A 19343-nucleotide genomic window follows, 5' to 3' on the forward strand; every position below is an offset into this window, starting at 1 on the left:
CAACTCAAAAGTCAAAAGTGAAGGCACACTTTCGTCTCTATTCGCTTCTAAGGTACAAGAGTATTTTTGCATTTTTATCTGTCATTTCCCATTTTGATATTTGATATTTGATTTACATATTTAGTCCAAAACCGTTGACTTGACCCAGCGGGCGGGGTATACTTTGACACAATACAACTGTTGGGGGGTGTGACATGAAACTATCCTGCCTGCAAGAAAACCTGAGTAAAGGGTTAGGCATAGTTAGCCGGGCCGTAGCCACAAGAAGTACCTTACCTATCACTCAGAATGTCTTAATAGCCACTGACCAATCCCGTCTTAAGCTAGCTGCTACCAATTTGGAGATTGCCATCAGTTGCTGGGTTGGTGCCAAAATAGAGGAGGAAGGTGCCATCACCATCCCCGCCCGACTTTTGACTGAGTTCATCAGCTCTCTCCCCAACGATAAAATTGACATTGCTCTTACTCAGCGCACCCTGCAACTCAATTGTGCTCGTTTTGAGGCTCGGATCAATGGTCTCGATGCTCAGGATTTTCCGCCCATTCCTCAGGTCAGCGATGGCATAGCCACCAAAATTGAGATTGAAGCCTTGAGGGAAGGGATTAGCCAGGTCACATTTGCCGCAGCTACCGAAGAATCCCGCCCCGTGCTTACCGGGAACCAGCTTGAATTTGATGGAGATAAGCTGGCTCTGGCGGCGGCTGATGGCTTTAGATTGGCTGTCCATAATACCTCTCTGCTGGAGCCAGTTAAAAACAAAACTGCCATAATCGTGCCGGCGCGAGCCTTGAACGAATTAAGCCGCTTTCTCACTGACCAGGAAGAGCCGGTTGAAATCACAGTAAATCAGCAAAAGAGCCAGGTACTATTCAAGCTCAAGAACATAGAGATGGTTTCTCAGCTTATCCAGGGCACATTCCCCAACTACTCGCAGCTCATCCCGCAAAGTTATGTGACCCGAGCTGTTGTTGATGTGGCTGAGTTCTTGCGAGCCATCAGGATGGCCTCCATTTTCGCCCGCGATGGCAGCGGCATCGTCCGGCTGGTCGTTACCCCCGGCGTCGAGCTTACTCCAGGTAAAATGAATATCTCAGCCCGAGCTGAAGAGGTCGGTGATAACGTTGGCGAGATTGACGCCTTGATTGACGGCGAGGCGGCTAAGATTGCCTTCAATGCCAAATACCTCTCCGATGTCCTGTCTGTCCTGCGCCAAAAGCAAGTCGCTTTGGAAACCACCACTTCCTCCAGTCCCGGCGTCCTCCGCCCCGTCGGCGTCGACAACTACGTCCACGTCGTCATGCCCATGTTTGTCCAGTGGTAGAAAACCAACCGCTATCCTGGCGAACGTAACTGCAACCTTTTAAGGTTGTCCAGTGAACAGGCTTTAGCCTCGCAACTACTTCAAGCCAAACGAAAGAAGACAGAAGGAGTATCATGGCCAAAGTTAATACTGTGCTGGGTCCAGTTTCCGCAGATGAGCTGGGCGTTACGCTGATTCATGAGCATCTGACTTTTGGTTATCTGGGATGGGACTGCGATGCATTGGCTCCACCGTATGACCGGGAAGCTGCCGCCAAGGCTTGCGTAGGCGCTTTGAAGGGAGCTAAGGCTTATGGGCTGAAGACGATGGTTGATGCTACTGCCAGCGACGCCGGCAGGGATATAGAGCTGCAGAAGATTGTCTCCGAGAGATTGGGTATAAATATCATCTGTGCTACAGGTTTTTATACGGAGAAATATGGGAAGCCCGGATACCTCAAGTTTCGAAGCCAGATGTATGATATCACCGCTGAAGTCTGCGAGACATTTGTTAAGGAGATTACACAGGGCATTGGAAATACGGGAGTGAAGGCGGGTGTCATTAAGGCAGCCACGGGACATGCCAAGATAACGCCTTATGAGGAGAGGATACTTAAGGCGGTGGCTAGGGCGCAGAAAGAGACAGGTGTGCCTATAATAACACACACTGAGGCTGGAACCATGGGGCCAGAGCAGGCCGAGCTGCTCATCTCCGAAGGTGCTGACCCCAGGCGTATAGTTATCGGGCACATGTGCGGCAATGCCGACCTGAAATACCATCTCTCCGTCCTGGAAAAGGGAGTGAACATAGCCTTTGACCGGCTGGGTATCGACATGCTCTTCCCGGATAAGCTGAGGCAGGCTTGCCTCATTGGTCTGATTGGCGTCGGCTACGGCGACAGAATTCTGCTGTCTCAGGATTACGCGGCATACTGGCTGGGCCGTCCCTTCGAGTTTCCAGAGGCGGCAAAGCCACTTATGGCCAACTGGTCCTACGTGCATGTCTTCAATAACATCATCCCAACACTGAAAGAGGCGGGAGTCAGTGAGGACAAGATTAATACCATGATGGTGGAAAACCCACGGGGACTATTCGGTGGCGAATAGCTTGAATCGAGAACTGTTTAAGGCGAACCCGGCTGCGTTTCTGGAGGAGGCGATTAAAGAGTATGTGGCTACAAGCCCGGGCAACCGCTTTCAGTCCTTTGGTGACGGTCAGTTTTTCGATGAGCCATTGGTTGGTTTTGCCCATGGCGATGACACCATCTTTCAGGACTATAAAGCAATAATAGGTGATTTCCACCTTACCCCGCGTGAGGCTCTGGAAAGGTACCTTGAATCCAAAGAGGGCAGCCAAGAGCACCCATCCCAAGTGAGCGTAATCTCCTTTATCCTGCCTGTTACCTACGAGACACGGCTGAGTTTGCGCCAGGAAACCGTGGTCCCCTCTCTGAGGTGGAACCACACCCGCTGGCATGGTCAGGACTTCATCAATGAGCTATCACGCTATGTGGTATCTCTATTGGAGAGCTTAGGCTACCAGGCTATAGCCTTGGAGTTGGCAGATTTTTATGAGCTGAAGAGCCTGCCCGAGGGATTTGCATCCAACTGGTCGCAGAGACACATTGCCTACGCCGCTGGCTTGGGGACTTTCAGCCTCAGTGACGGCTTCATTACACCGAGAGGAATTGCCATGCGCTGCGGCAGTGTGGTAACCGATGCAAAGCTACCACCCAGCCCTAGGTCGTACAAAGACCATTTGGCCAACTGCCTTTTCTACAGTGATGGCTCATGTCGGCGTTGTATAGAACGATGCCCTGCTGATGCTATCAGCGAGCAGGGGCACGACAAGAACAAATGTCAGGAGTTCATGTTTATCAAGCAGAAAGCTATGCTCAAGAAATTGGGAAGAGGAGAAGGTTATATCGGCCGCTACCAGGGCTGTGGCCTATGTCAGACGAAGGTGCCCTGCGAAGCCAGGATACCGCCCAAAGTCCGGGATAAGGGCCGATAGAACGTAGGGACAGGTCTTTAGACCTGTCCGATAAAGGCGGACAGACCTGAAGGTCTGTCCCTACATTAATGGCTCGGGGGGATTGAGATATGAGTGACGTTGAAAAAGCTGTTTCCTGCTTTAATGAAGGTTTCATGTGTTCTCAGGCGGTACTTACAGCGTACGCCGGACAATGCGGCTTGGACCATGAAACTGCCTTGAAAGTCAGTGCTGCCTTTGGAGGGGGCATGGGTCGGATGGGCGAAACATGTGGGGCGGTAACTGGAGCCTTTATGGTCATAGGCCTTAAATACGGTCGGACAACGGTTCAGGATACACAGTCACACGAAAAGACTAACCGGCTTGTTAAGGAATTTGTGGACAGGTTTAAGTCTCTTAATGGCTCAATTGTATGCCGGGAATTGCTCGGCTGTGATTTAAGCACTCCTGATGGTTTGAAAATTTTTGTGGATAATAAGCTCCGTGATACACTTTGTTCCAAACTTGTCCGGGAGGCGGCGGAGATTGTGGAGCAGTTATTAGTATAGGTAGCATCCTATGTTTCAAAAGCCTAAGCTGCTGTTACTCGGGATTGTTTGACAGGGACAGACTTTTACAGTTCAATACCCAAAACTACCGAAGTCTCAATCTGACGCTGGGGGATATCCCAATACCTCATCAGTAGCTCGTCTTTATCAGGCATGAGTCTAAACCCCTGCCTTTGGTAGAATTCTATTGCCCACGTGGCATCTGCCCAGGTACCCACGAGCAACTGCTTGGTCTTTGTCATCTGCTTCAGGTGGTCGAGAAGCCTGGTGCCGATGCCCTTTCTCTGGCAGTCAGGTGATACATAGGCGTGCCTGATGAGCGTCACGTCTTCAATCGGCTGAAATCCCATGACACCGACCAACCCCTTTTCATCTTCCCAACCGAAGAAATTCATGCTGCGCATCTCTCTTTGGAGCTCTTCTTTCGGCATGTATGGCTCGTGGTAGCAGTCGTCGGGAATAGCGCCCTTGTAGACGCGAGATGCACGGTTTATGATGTCGTGAATGCTATTTGCGTCTTTGTAGGAAAGTTCTCTGATCATCTGCTGGGATTGAATCGGAATGCAATTACCAGTATGATACTATCCACGGCAGTGGAAGTTCAACCGCAGTCGCCAGTGGTGGAAGTGACCTATTGACAGGGGAGAGGTTATGGTTTATGCTAAGCCTTGTAATGCGAGGTATAACCTTGCATGTAGCTAGGGGGCATCTGTAGAGTGGAGATATTTTATTTTGCATTGCTCGTTGTGCTAGCTTTTTGGCTTGGCGCTTGTCCCTTTTCATTGTGGGTGGGGAAGTGGCTGTTAGGTAAGGACATAAGAGATTATGGAGATGGTAATCCCGGTGCATTTAATGTTCTGCGAGCCGGAGGCCGTAAGGCGTTTGCCCTGGCCATGTTTCTGGATATAGGCAAAGGCATCCCTTTTGTAGCCCTGGCACATTATTACTTTGAGCTGCCTATGGCTATGGTGATGGCGGTGGGGCTGAGCGCCATATTGGGTCATGCTTTTACCCCAATACTACGGTTCAATGGAGGTAAGGCGCTGGCGGTCACTGGCGGTGTCCTGTTAGCGCTACCGCAACATGAGATGTTCATTTCAGTTGTCATCTTCATGTTATTGGGTTTTCTTTTGATAAATGTTGATGCTTGGCGGGTGATGTTCGGTATGGCAGCCACATTGATTTACTTGGTGGTTGCGAAAGGAGTATCATTAGAACCGCTGTTCGTGCTATGTGCGATAGCCATACTGGTGGTAAAACACTTTGACGATTTGAAAACTAGGCCAAGATTGAAGGGTAAGCTTATCACTTGGCTTCGGGGAAGGAAAGCGGCGAACTTGGGCCGCTCATAGCGGGTAGTGAGATAATGTTGTATCAGATAGTAATTGCTGTCTTGCTGGTTATCTTTGCGATTAATCTCATTCTTAATTTGAGATCGCTCAGGATGCCGGATATTGATAGTAAGATACCTGAACCAGCGCCTCTTATTTCGGTGCTTATTCCTGCTCGGAACGAAGAAGAAAACATAGAAACCTGCTTAAAGTCCTTGCAGAAACAGGACTATCCCAACTTTGAGATTATAGTTTTAGACGATAACTCCACGGACCGCACGGCTGAGCTTGTGGAGCTGATAGCGGCTAAGGATGACCGTATCAGGCTGGTAAGAGGCGAACCACTTGCTGAGGGCTGGGCAGGTAAGCCGTTCGCCTGCTACCAGCTTGCCGAAAAGGCCAGAGGTTCCTGGCTGCTGTTTATTGATGCTGATACCACACATGCTCCGCATATGCTGCGCAGCACACTGGCGCTGGCTCTTGAACTTAAACCCTCCATGCTTTCTGGATTTCCCCGCCAGATGGCTGAATCCCTTCCTGAGAAGATAGCCATGCCAGTATTGTACTTTGTCATTATGAGCTTTCTGCCATTATGGTGGGTGCATCGCTCCAAAGGGCATAGGCCATCGCTTACCATCGGTCAATTCATCCTATTTCCCAGAGAAGATTACTGGCGTATTGGCGGACACATGGCAGTGCAAGATAAAATACTGGAGGATGTGTGGCTAGGTGTTGAAACAGTTCGGCATGGTGGTCGGCATATAGCTATTGATTTATCTACAGTGTTCTATTGTCGCATGTACCGGGATGTGGGGAGAATGTGGGAGGGATTTGTCAAGTGGATATATTCAGTGGCGGCGTTATCACCGGTAGCGCTGGTTGGGCTGTTAGCTGCTGGCTTTGTTTTCTATCTAGCCCCGTTCTACTGGCTGTGGAGTGCCTATTTTTCGATGGCGGCTCCCACCGATTGGCGATTCATCGTTGCTTTCCAAGTAGTCATGATTATATTTATGCGCTGGCTGGTGGAGCATCATTTTAGACAATCGCTTCTTTCCACCTTCTTGCATCCGCTTGGTTTTTCATTCCTTTTCGCGGCTGGTCTATATGGTGGTTGGCGAGAAGTGGTTGGTCTGGGTGTCCGTTGGAAGGATCGCCTGTACGGCGCGACGTCTGGCGTCAAGTAAAATAAAATCAAGTTAAACCCTCCTAACCGTTTAAGCTCAGCTAAATGAAAAGTTTGATATTGGCTAGCGGCTTCGGAACAAGGCTCTATCCGCTCACTGTCATTAAAGCAAAAGGCCTGCTCGATTACAAGGGCAAAGCATTAATAAGCCACGTTGTGGACAAGATTCCGCAGGATATAGATATTCTGGTTAACACTAACAAAAAGTTCGAAGCTGATTTCCGCCGCTGGCAGGAGAGCATTAGCAGGGTAGTGACCCTGTGTGTCGAGCCGGTCTTTACTGAGGAGCAGGCATTTGGTGCTGTAGGTTCTCTGGATTACTGGATTAGAGCCAAAAACATAGCTGATGACCTATTGGTCATCGCCAGCGATAACTATTTTGAGTTCGACCTGCGTCAGTTCATCGCCGCTTACAATGGTAAGGATACCTTGGTAGCTGTTTATGATATCGGCGACAAAAACAAAGCCAGCCAATATGGTGTTGTCCTTTTGGATGGGCATAGGATAGCCGAACTTGAGGAAAAGCCAGCGCAGCCTGCATCTAGCCTTGTGGCTATCGCCTGTTACATTTTCCCCCCGCGAGTATTCTCTCTCTTATCTCAGTTCTATGCCCAGGGCAAGAGGGACAATCTGGGCAACTTCATCGCTTACCTTATAGAAACAGATGAAGTCCATGCTTACACTTTCAGTGAGCTATGGATTGACATTGGCAGCATCGACGTCTACCAGTCGCTCCAACAAGCCGGCTCTTAGATATCTGAGAACAGCTAGCTTTAGTTGACTCCCTTGCTCTGCTAATCTGGCTTCTGATTTTACAAAAGTTTTACACAGAGACAAAACTGCGGTAACACCCTATGATTATACTGATCGCACTTTTAGCTGCTTGCCTTTGAAAGGAGCGAGCAAAAGAGGCAAATGATGAGCAAGGAACTTATGGCTATTTTCAGTGGTTATGTGTTTGCCTGTCTGGTTCTTTGTCTGTGTGCCCTGTATTTGCTGTGACACCATCTTAGACTTGAAGAGATATACCGGCGCGAGGTGAGGCTAAAGCCTCGCAGCTACATGCTATCTTCATCAGTCACTGCGAACCATTCGCTATTGTCATTCTGAGCCTTCTCACCCGGCCATGTTCCTGGCAATGACAAAAAGTCTGTATTGACAAGGTATTGTAAGGACATTATCATTGTACGAGGTAAGCATTTGAAGCAAGGCATAACTGTAAATCTGTTCAGTGATACTCTTCGAATGCGCATTTTGAAGGAGGGTTGCTGGCATGGCTGACAAGAATAATGAAGACGGGCTGAGGGAAATGACTCAGGAATGGGAAAGGGAGTACGAGAGCTCATTAAGGAAAAGGCCTGAGAGAAAAGAGAGGTTTGAGAATCTTTCCTGGATAAGGGTAAAACCTCTGTATACGCCAGGTGATATTGAGGGGCTGGATTATGAAAGGGACATAGGTTTTCCTGGCAAATATCCATATACCAGGGGTGTATACTCCACGATGTACAGAGTGAGACCCTGGACGGTGAGACAGGTAATTGGCTATGGTGGTGGAGTGGAGAGCAGCCAGAGATTTAAATTTATGGAAGAGCATGGACAGACAGGCTTCAGTATTGTTTTTGACCATCCTACTAATATGGGCTTGGATTCGGATGAAGAGGTTGCCGAGGGCTTTGTCGGCAGGGAAGGAACGGCTCTCGACACTATTCAGGACATGAGGGACCTTCTAGAAGGCGTGGATATGGAAAAGGGCGGCATTAATATAATTGCGGCACATCCTGCCATACTTGCCATGGTGGTTGCCGTCGCTCAGGAAAGATGCATAGATTTAAGAAATCTTTCTGGCACTCTACAAAACTACCCTATTATAGGGCATACAATGGGGAGCTGTTCTGATATATATGGCGGCACGAATTTCTTTTCTAAGAGGTTTTGCATAGATATTGTGGAGTACTGTACCCGAAATCTCCCCAGGTGGAATTCTGTTAGCGTGGCGGTGAGAAATACCCGAGAAGCTGGCTGCACTGCGGTTCAGGAGATCGCCTTTGGCATCGCTCCTGCCCTGGCTGTGATAAAAGGGTGTGTGGAGAGAGGCATTAATGTAGATGAGGTAGCTCCTAGGATTTCCTTTTTCCTCAACTCCCACAGGGATTTCTTTGAAGAGATAGCCAAATTTCGGGCTATGAGAAGGCTCTGGGCCAGGGTTTTGAGAGAGGAGCTAGGTACCAAAGACACCAGGTCATGGCAGATGAGGTTTCACTGCCAGACGTCAGGTGATGCTATGACTTATCAACAACCTTTAGTGAATATAATCAGGGGCACTCTCTATGGACTGGCAGCGGTTTTGGGCGGCTGCCAGTCATTACATATAAACTCTGCCGATGAGGGCCTCTCCATACCTATTGAAGAGACGGCAAAGCTATCTCTAAGAACTCATCAGGTAATTTTGGAAGAATCGGGAGCTGCAGACATGATAGACCCGCTTGCCGGTTCCTATTATGTGGAGTGGCTGACAAATAAGCTTGAAGATGAAGCACGAAGCATTCTAAACAAGATTAATTCAATGGGCGATTGGTGGGACCCGAAAGTCCGTCAATGGGTGAGTCGAGAGATAGCGGATGCCTCGTATAGATTTCAAAGGGAGGTGGAGAGTGGGGAAAGGGTGATAATCGGTGTAAACAAATACGTGGAGGAGATAAAATACCCGTTCCCGATATGGAGGGAAGATAAAGAGTTCACAGAGAAGCAGCTAGCGAGGTTGAACAAGGTGAAAGAGAAGCGAGATGTGAAGAGATGGGAAGAGGCCGCAAATAATCTCAGAGATGCCTGTAAAAACGGTGTAAATATATTGCCGCCCACGATAGATGCAGTGAAAGCGTACATGACTATAGGGGAGATCACCAAGATTTACATGGAAAATTCTTAGCGGCTTGATAGTTAGTTGCCATGTATTGGCGTTTAGTTACTTGAATTCGGAGGCGAATTTCATATTATGGCAGAAAAGATAAGGGTTCTTCTGGCAAAGCCACCTCTTGACTTGCATAGTAGAGGGATTCTGGTTGTGGCCACGGCATTGCGTGATGCAGGCATGGAGGTGATATATCTGGAGGCATCACCGAAGGTCGGCTTGAGGGAAATAATTCAGGCAGCGATGCAAGAAGATGTAGATATAATAGGCATGAGCATAATGTCTGGTTCTCCGGGGATTATTCTGTCGAAAATGTTGAAGATAAGAGATGAGATGGGGCTGAAACATATTCCTGTAGTCGCTGGCGGCATCTTCCCTGAAGAGGAGATTGAGGAGCTGAAAGCCGCAGGAGTAGCCGGCATATTCAGGCCCGGAACCCCCATTGAGAGCATAGTCGAGACTGTTCGAGAACTAGCTGCCAGCAGACAACAATCTTAAACACCACAAACCGGATTTCGCTATACATTAGTTTGTTGCCTTCCGTGGTATTACCCTAGCTGAGGTAAAATAGGCTAATCCATAAGAACAACGGTAATCCCTGTGGTACAGTACAGGGTTTTCAGAAAACCTAAATAACGGATACATCGCTGTAAAAGGAGAACATCTTGGAATTAATCTTGAGCAATAGGGCGTCTCATGTATCTGCGGTTGCCTGGGATTTGTAGCTCAGGTATTGGATGTCTGTCCCTCCACCAGATTTTGCCACAGGTCGGTTACTATGCCTCTGAGTTCGTCTCGAGAACAATCGGTGTCGATGACCACATCAGCCTGCTTTGCCTTTTGCTCTTGAGGTATCTGACTGTGGAGACGAGCCAGGATCTGCTCTTCGCTAAGCCCTCGTGAGCTTTTCAGCCGTCTCACAATAGTGGCTTCCGGTGCTGTAGTCACCCAGAGCTGGTCTACCAAGGGCGCCCAGCCGGCTTCGATGAGCAGGGCAGCCTCAAGGACTACCACTGTGGCATCTGTCCGGCGATATCCCTCTATTCTTTGTTTGGCTATCTCATATATCTTGGGGTGTGTTATCTGGTTGAGTCGAGCTAGGGCTGCGGTGTCGTCAAAGACCAATTTGCCCAGCCTGTTGCGGTCTACTTTACCATCGGGCTTGAGGATGGACTTGCCGAAAGCAGCCAATATTTGCTTATAGGTCTGGGTATTGGGTTGGAGAAGTTCATGCCCCAACTCATCTGCATTGATTACAACGGCACTGAGCTCGGCAAGCATTTGAGATACGGTGGTCTTGCCGGTGCCAAAGTTGCCAGTTATGCCGATAATCAGCATGGTTTTATACACGGCCTTAGACAAAGGCTGATATGCCGAGCATCTCACGGCCGATGACTAGTTTTTGAATTTGTGTGGCGCCATCGGGAAAAGTAAGAGTGCGGGCATCACGGAAATAACGCTCCACAGGGTACTCCTCGGAAATGCCGTAGGCGCCGTGAACCTGGATAGCTTTGGAGGTTACCTCAACGGCCATTTCTGTGCTGTAAGCTTTTGCCATAGAGGCCTCTTTAAAGGGGATTTGGCCTTTGCCTATGAGGTATAAAGCTCGGTAGCAGAGGAAGCGGGCGGCATCGGTAAGTATGGCCATATCAGCGATCATTTCCTGAATGAGCTGAAAACTGCCGATGGGGCGACCGAATTGTTTTCGTTCCCGGGCGTATTTGACAGCAGCGTCGATAGCAGCCTGTGCTAAGCCCAAGGCTCCTATGCCCACGGCGACTCGGAGTTTACAAAGCTCGCCCAGCGCCAATAGATAGGCGCTGCCTGGTGTGCCGATCAGGTTATCCTTGGGCACGCGGCAGTCCTCAAAATTCAACTCGGAGGTGGGGCAAGAGCGGCAGCCTAGCTTGGGTAATTCTCGGGTGGCGAATGGAGACTCGGCATTATCGACAAGCAAACAGGAAATGCCTCTAGCTCCCTTACCTTTGTCGGTAGAAGTAAAGACAACTGCCAGGTCAGCGATGCCACCGCTCGTTATCCATGTTTTGGTGCCGTTGAGTATGTAGTGGTCTCCGTCAAGTACGGCTGCAGTTTTCAAATCCCGGGCTCCAGAACCAACATCAGGCTCGGTCAGGCAAAAGCAGGTGATTTTTTCCAGCGACATTATCTTTGGTATGTATTTTGCCTTTTGCTCAGGGGTACCGTGTTCCACTAGTATGGGGAGCACACTACCGTCCTGTATCAGCACAATCATGCCTAAGCTGAGGTAAGCGCGGGCTAGCTCCTCGCCGAGGACGGCGTATGAGATGGGGTCTAGATTTTGGCCGCCGTACTCTGGAGACAAAGTTGAGCCCACATAGCCGAGAGGGACTAATTTCTTTAGCAGGCCGAGAGCTATATCTTTGGGCAGGGGGTGATATTTGCGGTCATATTCATCGGCGATGGGGATTATTTCGCGTTCCATGAAGTCACGGGCGTTCTTCTGCAGTATCTTCTGCTCTTCGTTGAGTTCTAGAATCATAGCTACCTCTTTCAGATTTTTCTCCAAGGAATTGTAGACTAAGTCTTGAACCTTGTCTAGGGGGTTGGGCAGGGGCTAAAGCCCTGTCCCTATAATTGTCCTTTGTCATTGCCAGGAGCGATAGCGACGTGGCGATCTAAGCAGAGGCAGACGCCGTTGCTGTGCGGAGATTGCCACGCCTTCGGCTCGCAATGACAAAAATGAAAGAAGCTCCTCCCAATGACGATAGGGAGCTGCACAGCCCCTAATTTTTATGAATTCGAATTTAGATATTGTTTAGGATTTAGTGCTTAGTATTTGGGATTTCTATTGATTGGGTGTGTGTTATAATGAGATTGGGGTACTGGCTGATGCACGAGGCGCTGCTTTATGAAAAGCTTCCCGACTCGAGAGTACGCTGCAGTGTGTGTCAATGGCGTTGTGTTATTGGGTCGGGCAAATTTGGGGTTTGTCGGGTGCGCCGAAACGATGGCGGCGTCCTTCATGTACTTAATTACGCTCAAGTCTCCTCGGTAGCTGTTGACCCCATTGAGAAAAAGCCGCTGTTTCATTTTTTTCCGGGAAGTCTGGCTTTGTCTCTGGGCACCTGGGGATGCAATTTTCATTGTAAGCATTGCCAGAACTGGCAGATTTCTTGCGTTGAGGAGCCAGCCGAGATGACGGGTGAATCACATCGCATACCACCGGAAGGAGCTGTGAGGTTGGCAAAGGAGCGTAATTGCGGCGGCATTACCTGGACATATAACGAGCCGAGCATTTGGTTTGAATATACGTTAGATTCGGCAAAACTGGCCAAAAAGGATAAGCTTTACACAGGTTATGTGACCAACGGTTATCTAACGCCTCAGGCTCTGGATGCCGTCGGGCCTTATCTTGATGCCTGGCGGGTTGATATCAAGGGTTTCTCTGATGCCTTATACCGAGACCTAGCCAAAATACCTCGATGGACAGGTATTCTTGAGGTGGCTAAAAGAGCGCAGCAGAAGTGGGGTATGCACGTGGAGGTGATTACCAACGTGATACCGACGATGAACGATGATGAGGAGCAGCTACATGGCATTGCTAGCTGGATGCGGGATGAGCTGGGAGAGCTGACGCCGTGGCACGTGACCAGGTTCTATCCTCAACATAACCTGATGCATTTGCCGCCGACACCGATAGCAAGTTTGGAGAAGGCTTATGATATCGGCAAGAAGGCCGGGTTACGCTTTGTTTATCTGGGCAATGTTCCCGGTCATAGTGCGGAAAACACTGTTTGTTACTCCTGCGACAAAGTAGTGATTCAGAGGTTTGGCTACGATGTTCATGTGGTAGGCGTCAAAGGTTCCAGATGTAAGTTCTGTGGAGCTGAGCTTAATATTAAGACGGCTGGTTGGTCTCGCCAGGTTCCAGCTTTATCGGGAGGGGTGCCATGATTAGGAATCCAGTTGTTGCCGGACAGTTTTACCCGGGCTCAGCAGATGGGCTCAAGAGGATGATTGAAAGTATGGTGGATGATAGGGCGGAGAAAGATGAGGTAATCGGCCTGATTTCGCCTCATGCTGGATATATCTACTCAGGTCTAGTAGCTGGGGCGGTCATATCTAGGGTCAAATTCAAGGATACCTTTGTCATCCTTGGCCCCAATCACACCGGCAGGGGAAAAGCTTTTAGTATCATGACCAAAGGGGTGTGGAAAACGCCTTTGGGTGATATAGAAATTGACTCGGAGCTCGGAAAGCGGATTCTAACCATCTCAAGCTGCCTAGAAGAAGACCATCTGGCACATCAATTTGAGCACTCGCTTGAGGTTCAGGTGCCTTTTTTGCAGTATTTCAAACCGGATGTTAGGATAGTGCCCATAGTTCTTGCCCATGCCAAAGGTGACACTTATAAGAAAATCGGCAGGGAATTGGCCAGTGCGATTAAGGAGTTGAAGAAGGAGGTTGTAATACTGGCCAGCAGTGACATGACCCATTACGAGCCGCATGAAATGGCTCGGAATAAAGATCGTCAGGCTATTGAGGCTATACTGGATTTGGATGAAGACGAGTTATTGAAACGAGTTGACGAATTTGATATATCGATGTGTGGCTATGCACCAGTGGTTAGCCTTATCTCTGCCGCTAAGGAATTGGGGGCTAAAAAGGCGGAACTGGTCAAGTATCAGACTAGCGGTGACGCATCGGGCGATTATAGCAGTGTGGTAGGTTATGCCGGGATAATAGTAAAATAAGAGCAGTCGAAGAAAGGCGAGGCGATATGGCAAAGCAGCGTCATCCGATAGTGGAATTGGCCAAAAAGGCGGTAGAAAGATATGTCTGCCACGGCAAGGTGTTCAGGCCAAGGAAACTTACTGACGAGATGAAGCGGCGTGCTGGCGTTTTTGTGTCCATTAAGAAGCGTGGCGAATTGAGGGGCTGTATTGGTACTTTTATGCCAACAAGGCGGAACATAGCTGAGGAAATCGTAGTCAATGCCATAAGTTCAGCTATGCAAGACCCTCGGTTTATGCCGGTTGAAGCTTCTGAGTTGGATGCCCTTGAGTACAGCGTAGATGTTCTTACTGAACCGGAGCCGGTGCGAAGCCTTGGCCAGCTTGACCCGAAGAAATATGGCGTAATTGTGGAATGCGGTTTCAGGCGTGGGCTATTGCTGCCTGACCTCGAAGGTGTGGGTAGCGTTGAAGAGCAAATCGAAATTTGCCGGGCTAAGGCTGGCATATCAGCCCATGAGCCGATAAAATTGTATCGTTTTAAAGTGGAAAGATTTAATTGACATAATTGCATATATCTGGCTAGTTTTTTGGCAAGTAGATAAAAGTAATATGAAATTGATGGTTATCGGTGTTGGTGATTGCGGTTGCAAGCTGGCTCGTGAGTTTGCCGGGTTAAATAAGTTGGCGAGGAGTGAGCGGCATATTAACATAGTTACCTGCGCCTATGCCGTCAATAACGACCAAACTTTTTTGGGTAAATTAACCAAGTCTGGCTGGGACTGGTTGAGGCCAGTGCCGATTATTGGCACAGTTGAGCTTGGTGATAAATCGACTGAAGCGGGTGCCAAGCTGATGCGTCAGGAAAGCGAGCGGGTGATGTTAGCCATGAGACTGGGCGCCTTTGTCAATACGGATGCCTTTCTGTTTATTGCCGGTGCTGCTGGGAGCGTTGGTTCAGGAGGGGTTCCGGTGATGGCTCAGATGCTCAAGGAACGCCATTTAAACAAGCCAGTCTATGTGCTTCTCATTTTACCCTTTAACGATGAGCTAAATGACCCGCAGCACGTTCGCAATACCGCTTTATGTCTCAAGTCTATCGATAAGGTAGCTGATGCTGTGATTTTGGCAGATAATGGGGGTTTGGGAATATTAGGAAGTATAGTACCACCACAGAAGATGGATAACTTGAATAAAGAATTAGTGTTTATGTTCTATGACCTTCTTTGTGCAGGTGATATGGTCAGTTCAAAATATGCTGTCGGCAAAGGGCTCGATGCTGGTGATATAGTGCGGACTCTGGCTGGTTGGACAGCTATAGGCATGGGCAAGGCGAAATTGGTATCCTCAATACTGACGTGGAGAAGAGCGCCAGGCTTTGAGGAAAAAAGCTCGGAGACATTCAGGGTTATGGAAGCGATGAATTTGGCTTTGATGCGATTGTCGATTGATTGCAAATTAGAAGATGCTGGCAGAGCCCTGTATCTTCTTTCGGCGCCGGTCAAGCAGGCTAATGTTGACATGATTAAGGTCGTAAGTAATCGCTTGCGAGAGCTGGCACCCAATGCTGAATTAAGAGAGGGTAGTTTCTACGGAGCTAAAGGTTTTGCCAAAGTCACTGTGATGATATCAGAATTGATTTACGTGGACAGGATTAAGAACTATTATGACAGAGCAGCCAGGCTGACTCAGGGGGTGCTGGAGGAGAAGGAGACGGATTAGCATGACTCTTTTTGACTTGGATAGGCTGGAAGCGAAGAGAGAAGAGGTTTCTGGGGTGGATGGCGAGTTGCTCCACGATGCACCTTTAGCGGCTAGGATGCGACCGCGTAGTTTCGCCGAGTTCGTGGGCCAGGAGCATCTTGTGGGTGAAGGGCGGGTACTGAGGAGGTGTATTGAGGCAGACCAGCTACCTTCGATGGTTTTTTGGGGGCCACCGGGTAGTGGTAAGACGACCTTAGCTTACGTTATCGCCAGTGTTACTAAGTCGCATTTCAGCCCGATGAGCGCTGTCAGTGCTGGCGTAGCTGATTTGCGACGCACTGTGGACGAGGCAAGACACAGGCGTAAGCATTCGGGACAAAGGACTATCCTGTTTATCGATGAAATTCACCGGTTTAATAAAAATCAGCAAGATGCCATATTACCATACGTGGAAAATGGTGTGGTAATTCTCATTGGCGCTACCACAGAAAATCCCTCATTCGAGGTTATCTCAGCTCTGCTCTCCAGGTGCCGAGTGTTTACCCTGAATTCATTAACTGATGAAGAGGTTCGTCTTATAGTGGAACGAGCTCTTGTAGATGAAGATAGAGGCTTAGGTAGATTGAAGGTAGAGCTGGCTGAAGACGCTTTAGGGCATTTGGTTGTTATGTCTAACGGCGATGCTCGAGTGGCGCTCAATGTCTTGGAGATGGCAACTCAGGCCACTGCGTCCGAGGCTGACGGGTATCGTCGACTTAGCCTGGTGACCATTGAGGGAGCGCTTCAGCATCGGGCTTTGCTTTATGATAAGAGTGGCGACCAGCATTATGACCTTATCTCGGCGCTGCATAAGTCGCTGCGTGGTTCAGACCCTGATGCAGCTTTGTACTGGCTGGGGCGAATGCTCGAGGCAGGGGAAGATCCCCTTTACATTGCCCGTCGTCTGGTTCGTTTTGCTTCTGAGGATGTGGGCATGGCTGACCCTCAAGCATTGGTGGTGGCTGTAGCTGCGCAACAGGCAGCCCATTTTGTAGGTATGCCTGAGGGCAATCTGGCCCTGGCTGAAGCTGCAACCTATCTGGCTACAGCACCGAAAAGCAATTCTCTGTATGAGGCCTACTCTAAGGTGCAGCAAGATGTTGAGCGAACTCGCAATGAGCCAGTACCGCTTCACCTGCGCAATCCAGTCACCAAGTTGATGCGCGAGCTGGGACATGGGAAGGGTTACAAATATGCCCACGACTACCCGGGCCACTTTGTTGAGCAGCAGAACCTGCCAACTCCACTTAAGGGGAAGCGATACTATTCGCCCAGTGACCAGGGCTACGAAAAAGACGTACGTGCCAGGCTTAAGGCTTGGTGGCAAAGCAAACGGGAGAAGAAAGACTGAGGCAGAGCACGGTATCTTTCCCTTGTGGTAAGCTTACACTTGAAGGTCTTTGTTATTTCCCTGAAGGCGATGGAGTTTTCCCTGCAGTAGTGCTGTGTCATCCTCATCCTCTTTACGGCGGTTCGATGGATAACAACGTTATTGTGTCGGTAAGTTCGGCCTTGGTTGAGAAGTCTACAATTGCTTTTATGTTTAACTTTCGTGGTGTGGGTGGCAGCCAAGGTAGCCATGGGGATGGCGTTGCTGAACAGGATGATGTAGCAGCGGCCATAAGCTGGCTTGTCTCCCAGCCTGTGGTGGATAGCAACAGGGTGGGGTTGATGGGTTATTCATTTGGTGCTGCTGTAGCTTTGCCTGTTGCCTGCGCCGATGAGAGAGTCAAAGCGGTAACACTCATTTCACTGCCTCCCGGGTCGTCACAGGTATCTCAATTGAAAAGTTGCACCAAGCCCAAGCTCATAATCTGTGGAACTAATGATTTTGTAGTGCCGCTTGACCAGGCAAAGTTGATGGGTCGAGAAGCGGCTGAACCGAAACGATTTGAACTTATATCTGGAGCTGACCATTTATGGTGGGGGCATGAGGCAGAATTGGCGGGGAAAGTAGCAGATTTCTTTGGAGCTAATTTGTAGCATATCGCGTAGCATTTGGGAGGTTACTCCTCGCCTCCGTGTTTGCTCTTGATTTCCTCTATGCGTTGTTTGGCTGCTGCAGTCAGGTCAGAGTCGTCTGATAGCTCTACAACCTTGTTCAGGTCGGCAATAGCCAAATCAACCTTTCCTATGTTGTAATATACAATTCCCCGATTGTAATAGGCCAGGGCGTAGCTGGTGTCAAGTTCAATTGCCTTGCTGTAGTCAGCGGCTGCTTTATCCAATTGCCCGGTTTTGATATGGGTATAGGCTCGGTTGCTATACGCCGCAAGGTTTTTGGGGTCGAGCTCTAGGGCCTTGTTAAGGTCGGTGATGGCCAGTTCCCATTGCTCCTGCACGTTATATACTGAGCCTCGGTTGTAATAGGCTACAGCTAGTTTTGGGTTGAGCTCTATGGCCTTGTTAAGGTCAGCTAAAGCTAAGTCATTTTGCCCTTTTATTCGGTAAATGTAGCTGCGGCTAGTATAGGCTTCGGCCAGTTCTTGGCTGACGATGACCAGATTTGGTCCGAGTTCTGTGGCTTTGCTGAAGTCGGCAATTGCCAGGTCCCATTGCTCCTGTTCTTTATAGACTAAGCCACGGTTGTAATAGGCCAGCGCATAGTCAGGCCTGAGCTCTATAGCCTTGTTTAGGTCGGCAATGGCTGCATCCAGTTGCTCTGTATTGGTATAGGCAGAGCCACGGTCGTTGTAGGCCAGGAAATTAGTGGGGTCGAGTTCAATCGCCTTGCTCAAGTCTGCAATGCCCTTATCCCAAAGGCCTTGGCTATTGTGGACAAGGCCTCGATTGTAATATGCGTCGACCAGATTAGGGTCCAGGTCAATAGCCTTGTCCAAGTCAGCAACGGCTTGCTCAAATTGCCCCTTATTAAGGTGTATCCAGCCACGACTGCTATACGACACAGCCGACTTCGGGTCGAGTTCGATAGCCTGGTTAAGGTCGTTGATGGCCAGATCCCAGCGCCCCTGTGCATTGTAAGTAAAGGCTCGGTGATTATATGCCTCAACCAGCTTGGGGTTCAGCTCGAGCGCCTTGTTCAAATCATTGAGAGCCGGGTTCCAGTCTTCTTTGGCAATATAAGCCCGGCCCCGTTTGCTGTAGGCTGCCGCTAGGTTTGGCTTGAGCTCTATTGCCTTGCTATACTCGCTGATAGCTTCATCCCATTGTTTCTGACTGAAATAGCTGTCACCCTGCTTGATATGCTCCTGAGCTGGACTAGCACACGCCAGCAACAACAGCATGACAAACAGAAGTAGCATAAACCTGAGTTTGTCTCTCATAAATCAGCCTCCGGAGCGAGTGGAATTAGAAACTTTTGGGTTACAAGTATAGCATACTTTCCGATTCGGCCCCAAGTTACCCTCTCTGGTCGAAGGAGAGGTTGCAGAGATGTAGATGTAGGTTTTTAAACCTGTTCGAAAACGGATAGACCCGAAGGTCTGCCTCTACATTCCCCCCTTTGAGGGGGCTGGAAAGCGACAGAATCGCCTTGTTTTAATAGAACATTAGTGCTAACATTGTGTTAATTATGGCGAAGTTGTTGAAGATTGCGTTAGATAGGCAGAGATATGACTTAGCTGCCTATGTTCTCGTCTATGGGCTTATTAGGGCAAAGCAA

The 19343-nt window shown here is 49.1% G+C and carries 19 protein-coding genes; 15 read left to right on the forward strand and 4 right to left on the reverse strand.

What is annotated here, in order from left to right; translation table 11 throughout:
* The first annotated feature begins 194 nt into the window (after window positions 1–194).
* The 4 genes from dnaN to FJ023_02645 all read left to right on the forward strand — a co-directional run bounded on the left by dnaN (window position 195) and on the right by FJ023_02645 (window position 3841).
* A complete protein-coding gene (gene dnaN / locus FJ023_02630) occupies window positions 195–1322 on the forward strand; it encodes a DNA polymerase III subunit beta (GenBank protein ID MBM4446236.1) in 1128 nt (375 codons plus the stop codon).
* A gap of 110 nt (window positions 1323–1432) precedes the next feature.
* The gene (locus tag FJ023_02635; GenBank protein MBM4446237.1) at window positions 1433–2407 is read left to right on the forward strand and encodes a phosphotriesterase; all 975 of its coding nucleotides are present in this window, start codon (window positions 1433–1435) and stop codon (window positions 2405–2407) included.
* A gap of 40 nt (window positions 2408–2447) precedes the next feature.
* Window positions 2448–3314, forward strand: coding sequence for an epoxyqueuosine reductase (locus tag FJ023_02640; protein ID MBM4446238.1), 867 nt, complete (start codon window positions 2448–2450; stop codon window positions 3312–3314).
* A gap of 89 nt (window positions 3315–3403) precedes the next feature.
* Window positions 3404–3841, forward strand: a complete 438-nt coding sequence (locus FJ023_02645) for a C_GCAxxG_C_C family protein (protein MBM4446239.1) — start codon at window positions 3404–3406, stop codon at window positions 3839–3841.
* Window positions 3842–3906: 65 nt separating this feature from the next.
* Here FJ023_02645 and FJ023_02650 read toward each other — a convergent pair whose 3' ends face one another.
* Window positions 3907–4383 (reverse strand): GNAT family N-acetyltransferase, encoded by a 477-nt coding sequence (locus FJ023_02650; GenBank protein ID MBM4446240.1) that lies wholly within the window; start codon window positions 4381–4383, stop codon window positions 3907–3909.
* A gap of 165 nt (window positions 4384–4548) precedes the next feature.
* Between FJ023_02650 and FJ023_02655 the strand changes: the two genes are divergently transcribed.
* The 5 genes from FJ023_02655 (at window position 4549) to FJ023_02675 (ending at window position 9761) form a co-directional block, all read left to right on the forward strand.
* Window positions 4549–5193 carry a glycerol-3-phosphate acyltransferase gene (locus FJ023_02655; protein ID MBM4446241.1) on the forward strand — a complete coding sequence of 215 codons (645 nt, stop codon included), beginning with the start codon at window positions 4549–4551 and terminating at the stop codon, window positions 5191–5193.
* Window positions 5151–6356, forward strand: coding sequence for a glycosyltransferase (locus FJ023_02660; GenBank protein MBM4446242.1), 1206 nt, complete (start codon window positions 5151–5153; stop codon window positions 6354–6356). The genes FJ023_02655 and FJ023_02660 overlap by 43 nt, the downstream gene beginning before the upstream one ends.
* A gap of 44 nt (window positions 6357–6400) precedes the next feature.
* Window positions 6401–7108: a nucleotidyltransferase family protein gene (locus FJ023_02665; GenBank protein ID MBM4446243.1), complete on the forward strand. Its 708-nt coding sequence runs from the start codon at window positions 6401–6403 to the stop codon at window positions 7106–7108.
* A 520-nt stretch (window positions 7109–7628) separates the two neighbouring features.
* The gene (locus FJ023_02670) at window positions 7629–9281 is read left to right on the forward strand and encodes a methylmalonyl-CoA mutase (GenBank protein MBM4446244.1); all 1653 of its coding nucleotides are present in this window, start codon (window positions 7629–7631) and stop codon (window positions 9279–9281) included.
* Between the two features lie 66 nt (window positions 9282–9347).
* Window positions 9348–9761 (forward strand): methylmalonyl-CoA mutase, encoded by a 414-nt coding sequence (locus tag FJ023_02675; protein MBM4446245.1) that lies wholly within the window; start codon window positions 9348–9350, stop codon window positions 9759–9761.
* Window positions 9762–9989: 228 nt separating this feature from the next.
* Here the strand turns inward: FJ023_02675 and FJ023_02680 are convergent, their stop codons facing one another.
* Together FJ023_02680 and FJ023_02685 are read right to left on the reverse strand one after the other, a co-directional pair.
* Window positions 9990–10625, reverse strand: coding sequence for a dephospho-CoA kinase (locus tag FJ023_02680; protein MBM4446246.1), 636 nt, complete (start codon window positions 10623–10625; stop codon window positions 9990–9992).
* Entirely contained in the window at window positions 10618–11784 is a 1167-nt protein-coding gene (locus FJ023_02685; GenBank protein ID MBM4446247.1) for an acyl-CoA dehydrogenase, read from the reverse strand. Before FJ023_02685 ends, FJ023_02680 begins: the two co-directional genes overlap by 8 nt.
* 350 nt (window positions 11785–12134) lie before the next feature.
* Between FJ023_02685 and amrS the strand changes: the two genes are divergently transcribed.
* Genes amrS through FJ023_02715 form a run of 6 tightly spaced genes read left to right on the forward strand, consistent with a single transcriptional unit; the run spans window position 12135 to window position 17704 of the window.
* Window positions 12135–13199 (forward strand): AmmeMemoRadiSam system radical SAM enzyme, encoded by a 1065-nt coding sequence (gene amrS / locus FJ023_02690; protein MBM4446248.1) that lies wholly within the window; start codon window positions 12135–12137, stop codon window positions 13197–13199.
* Window positions 13196–13999 (forward strand): AmmeMemoRadiSam system protein B, encoded by an 804-nt coding sequence (gene amrB / locus FJ023_02695; GenBank protein ID MBM4446249.1) that lies wholly within the window; start codon window positions 13196–13198, stop codon window positions 13997–13999. The genes amrS and amrB overlap by 4 nt, the downstream gene beginning before the upstream one ends.
* 26 nt (window positions 14000–14025) lie before the next feature.
* Window positions 14026–14541, forward strand: a complete 516-nt coding sequence (gene amrA, locus FJ023_02700) for an AmmeMemoRadiSam system protein A (GenBank protein ID MBM4446250.1) — start codon at window positions 14026–14028, stop codon at window positions 14539–14541.
* A gap of 49 nt (window positions 14542–14590) precedes the next feature.
* The gene (locus FJ023_02705) at window positions 14591–15700 is read left to right on the forward strand and encodes a cell division protein FtsZ (GenBank protein MBM4446251.1); all 1110 of its coding nucleotides are present in this window, start codon (window positions 14591–14593) and stop codon (window positions 15698–15700) included.
* A 1-nt stretch (window position 15701) separates the two neighbouring features.
* The gene (locus tag FJ023_02710) at window positions 15702–17072 is read left to right on the forward strand and encodes a replication-associated recombination protein A (protein MBM4446252.1); all 1371 of its coding nucleotides are present in this window, start codon (window positions 15702–15704) and stop codon (window positions 17070–17072) included.
* Window positions 17039–17704, forward strand: a complete 666-nt coding sequence (locus FJ023_02715; GenBank protein MBM4446253.1) for an alpha/beta fold hydrolase — start codon at window positions 17039–17041, stop codon at window positions 17702–17704. The genes FJ023_02710 and FJ023_02715 overlap by 34 nt, the downstream gene beginning before the upstream one ends.
* Before the next feature lie 23 nt (window positions 17705–17727).
* Here FJ023_02715 and FJ023_02720 read toward each other — a convergent pair whose 3' ends face one another.
* On the reverse strand, window positions 17728–19005 hold the full coding sequence (locus tag FJ023_02720; GenBank protein MBM4446254.1) for a tetratricopeptide repeat protein: 1278 nt from the start codon (window positions 19003–19005) through the stop codon (window positions 17728–17730).
* Window positions 19006–19343 lie beyond the last annotated feature (338 nt).

This window comes from Chloroflexota bacterium, from assembly GCA_016875875.1.
Lineage (GTDB): Bacteria > Chloroflexota > Dehalococcoidia > GIF9 > UBA5629 > 9FT-COMBO-48-23.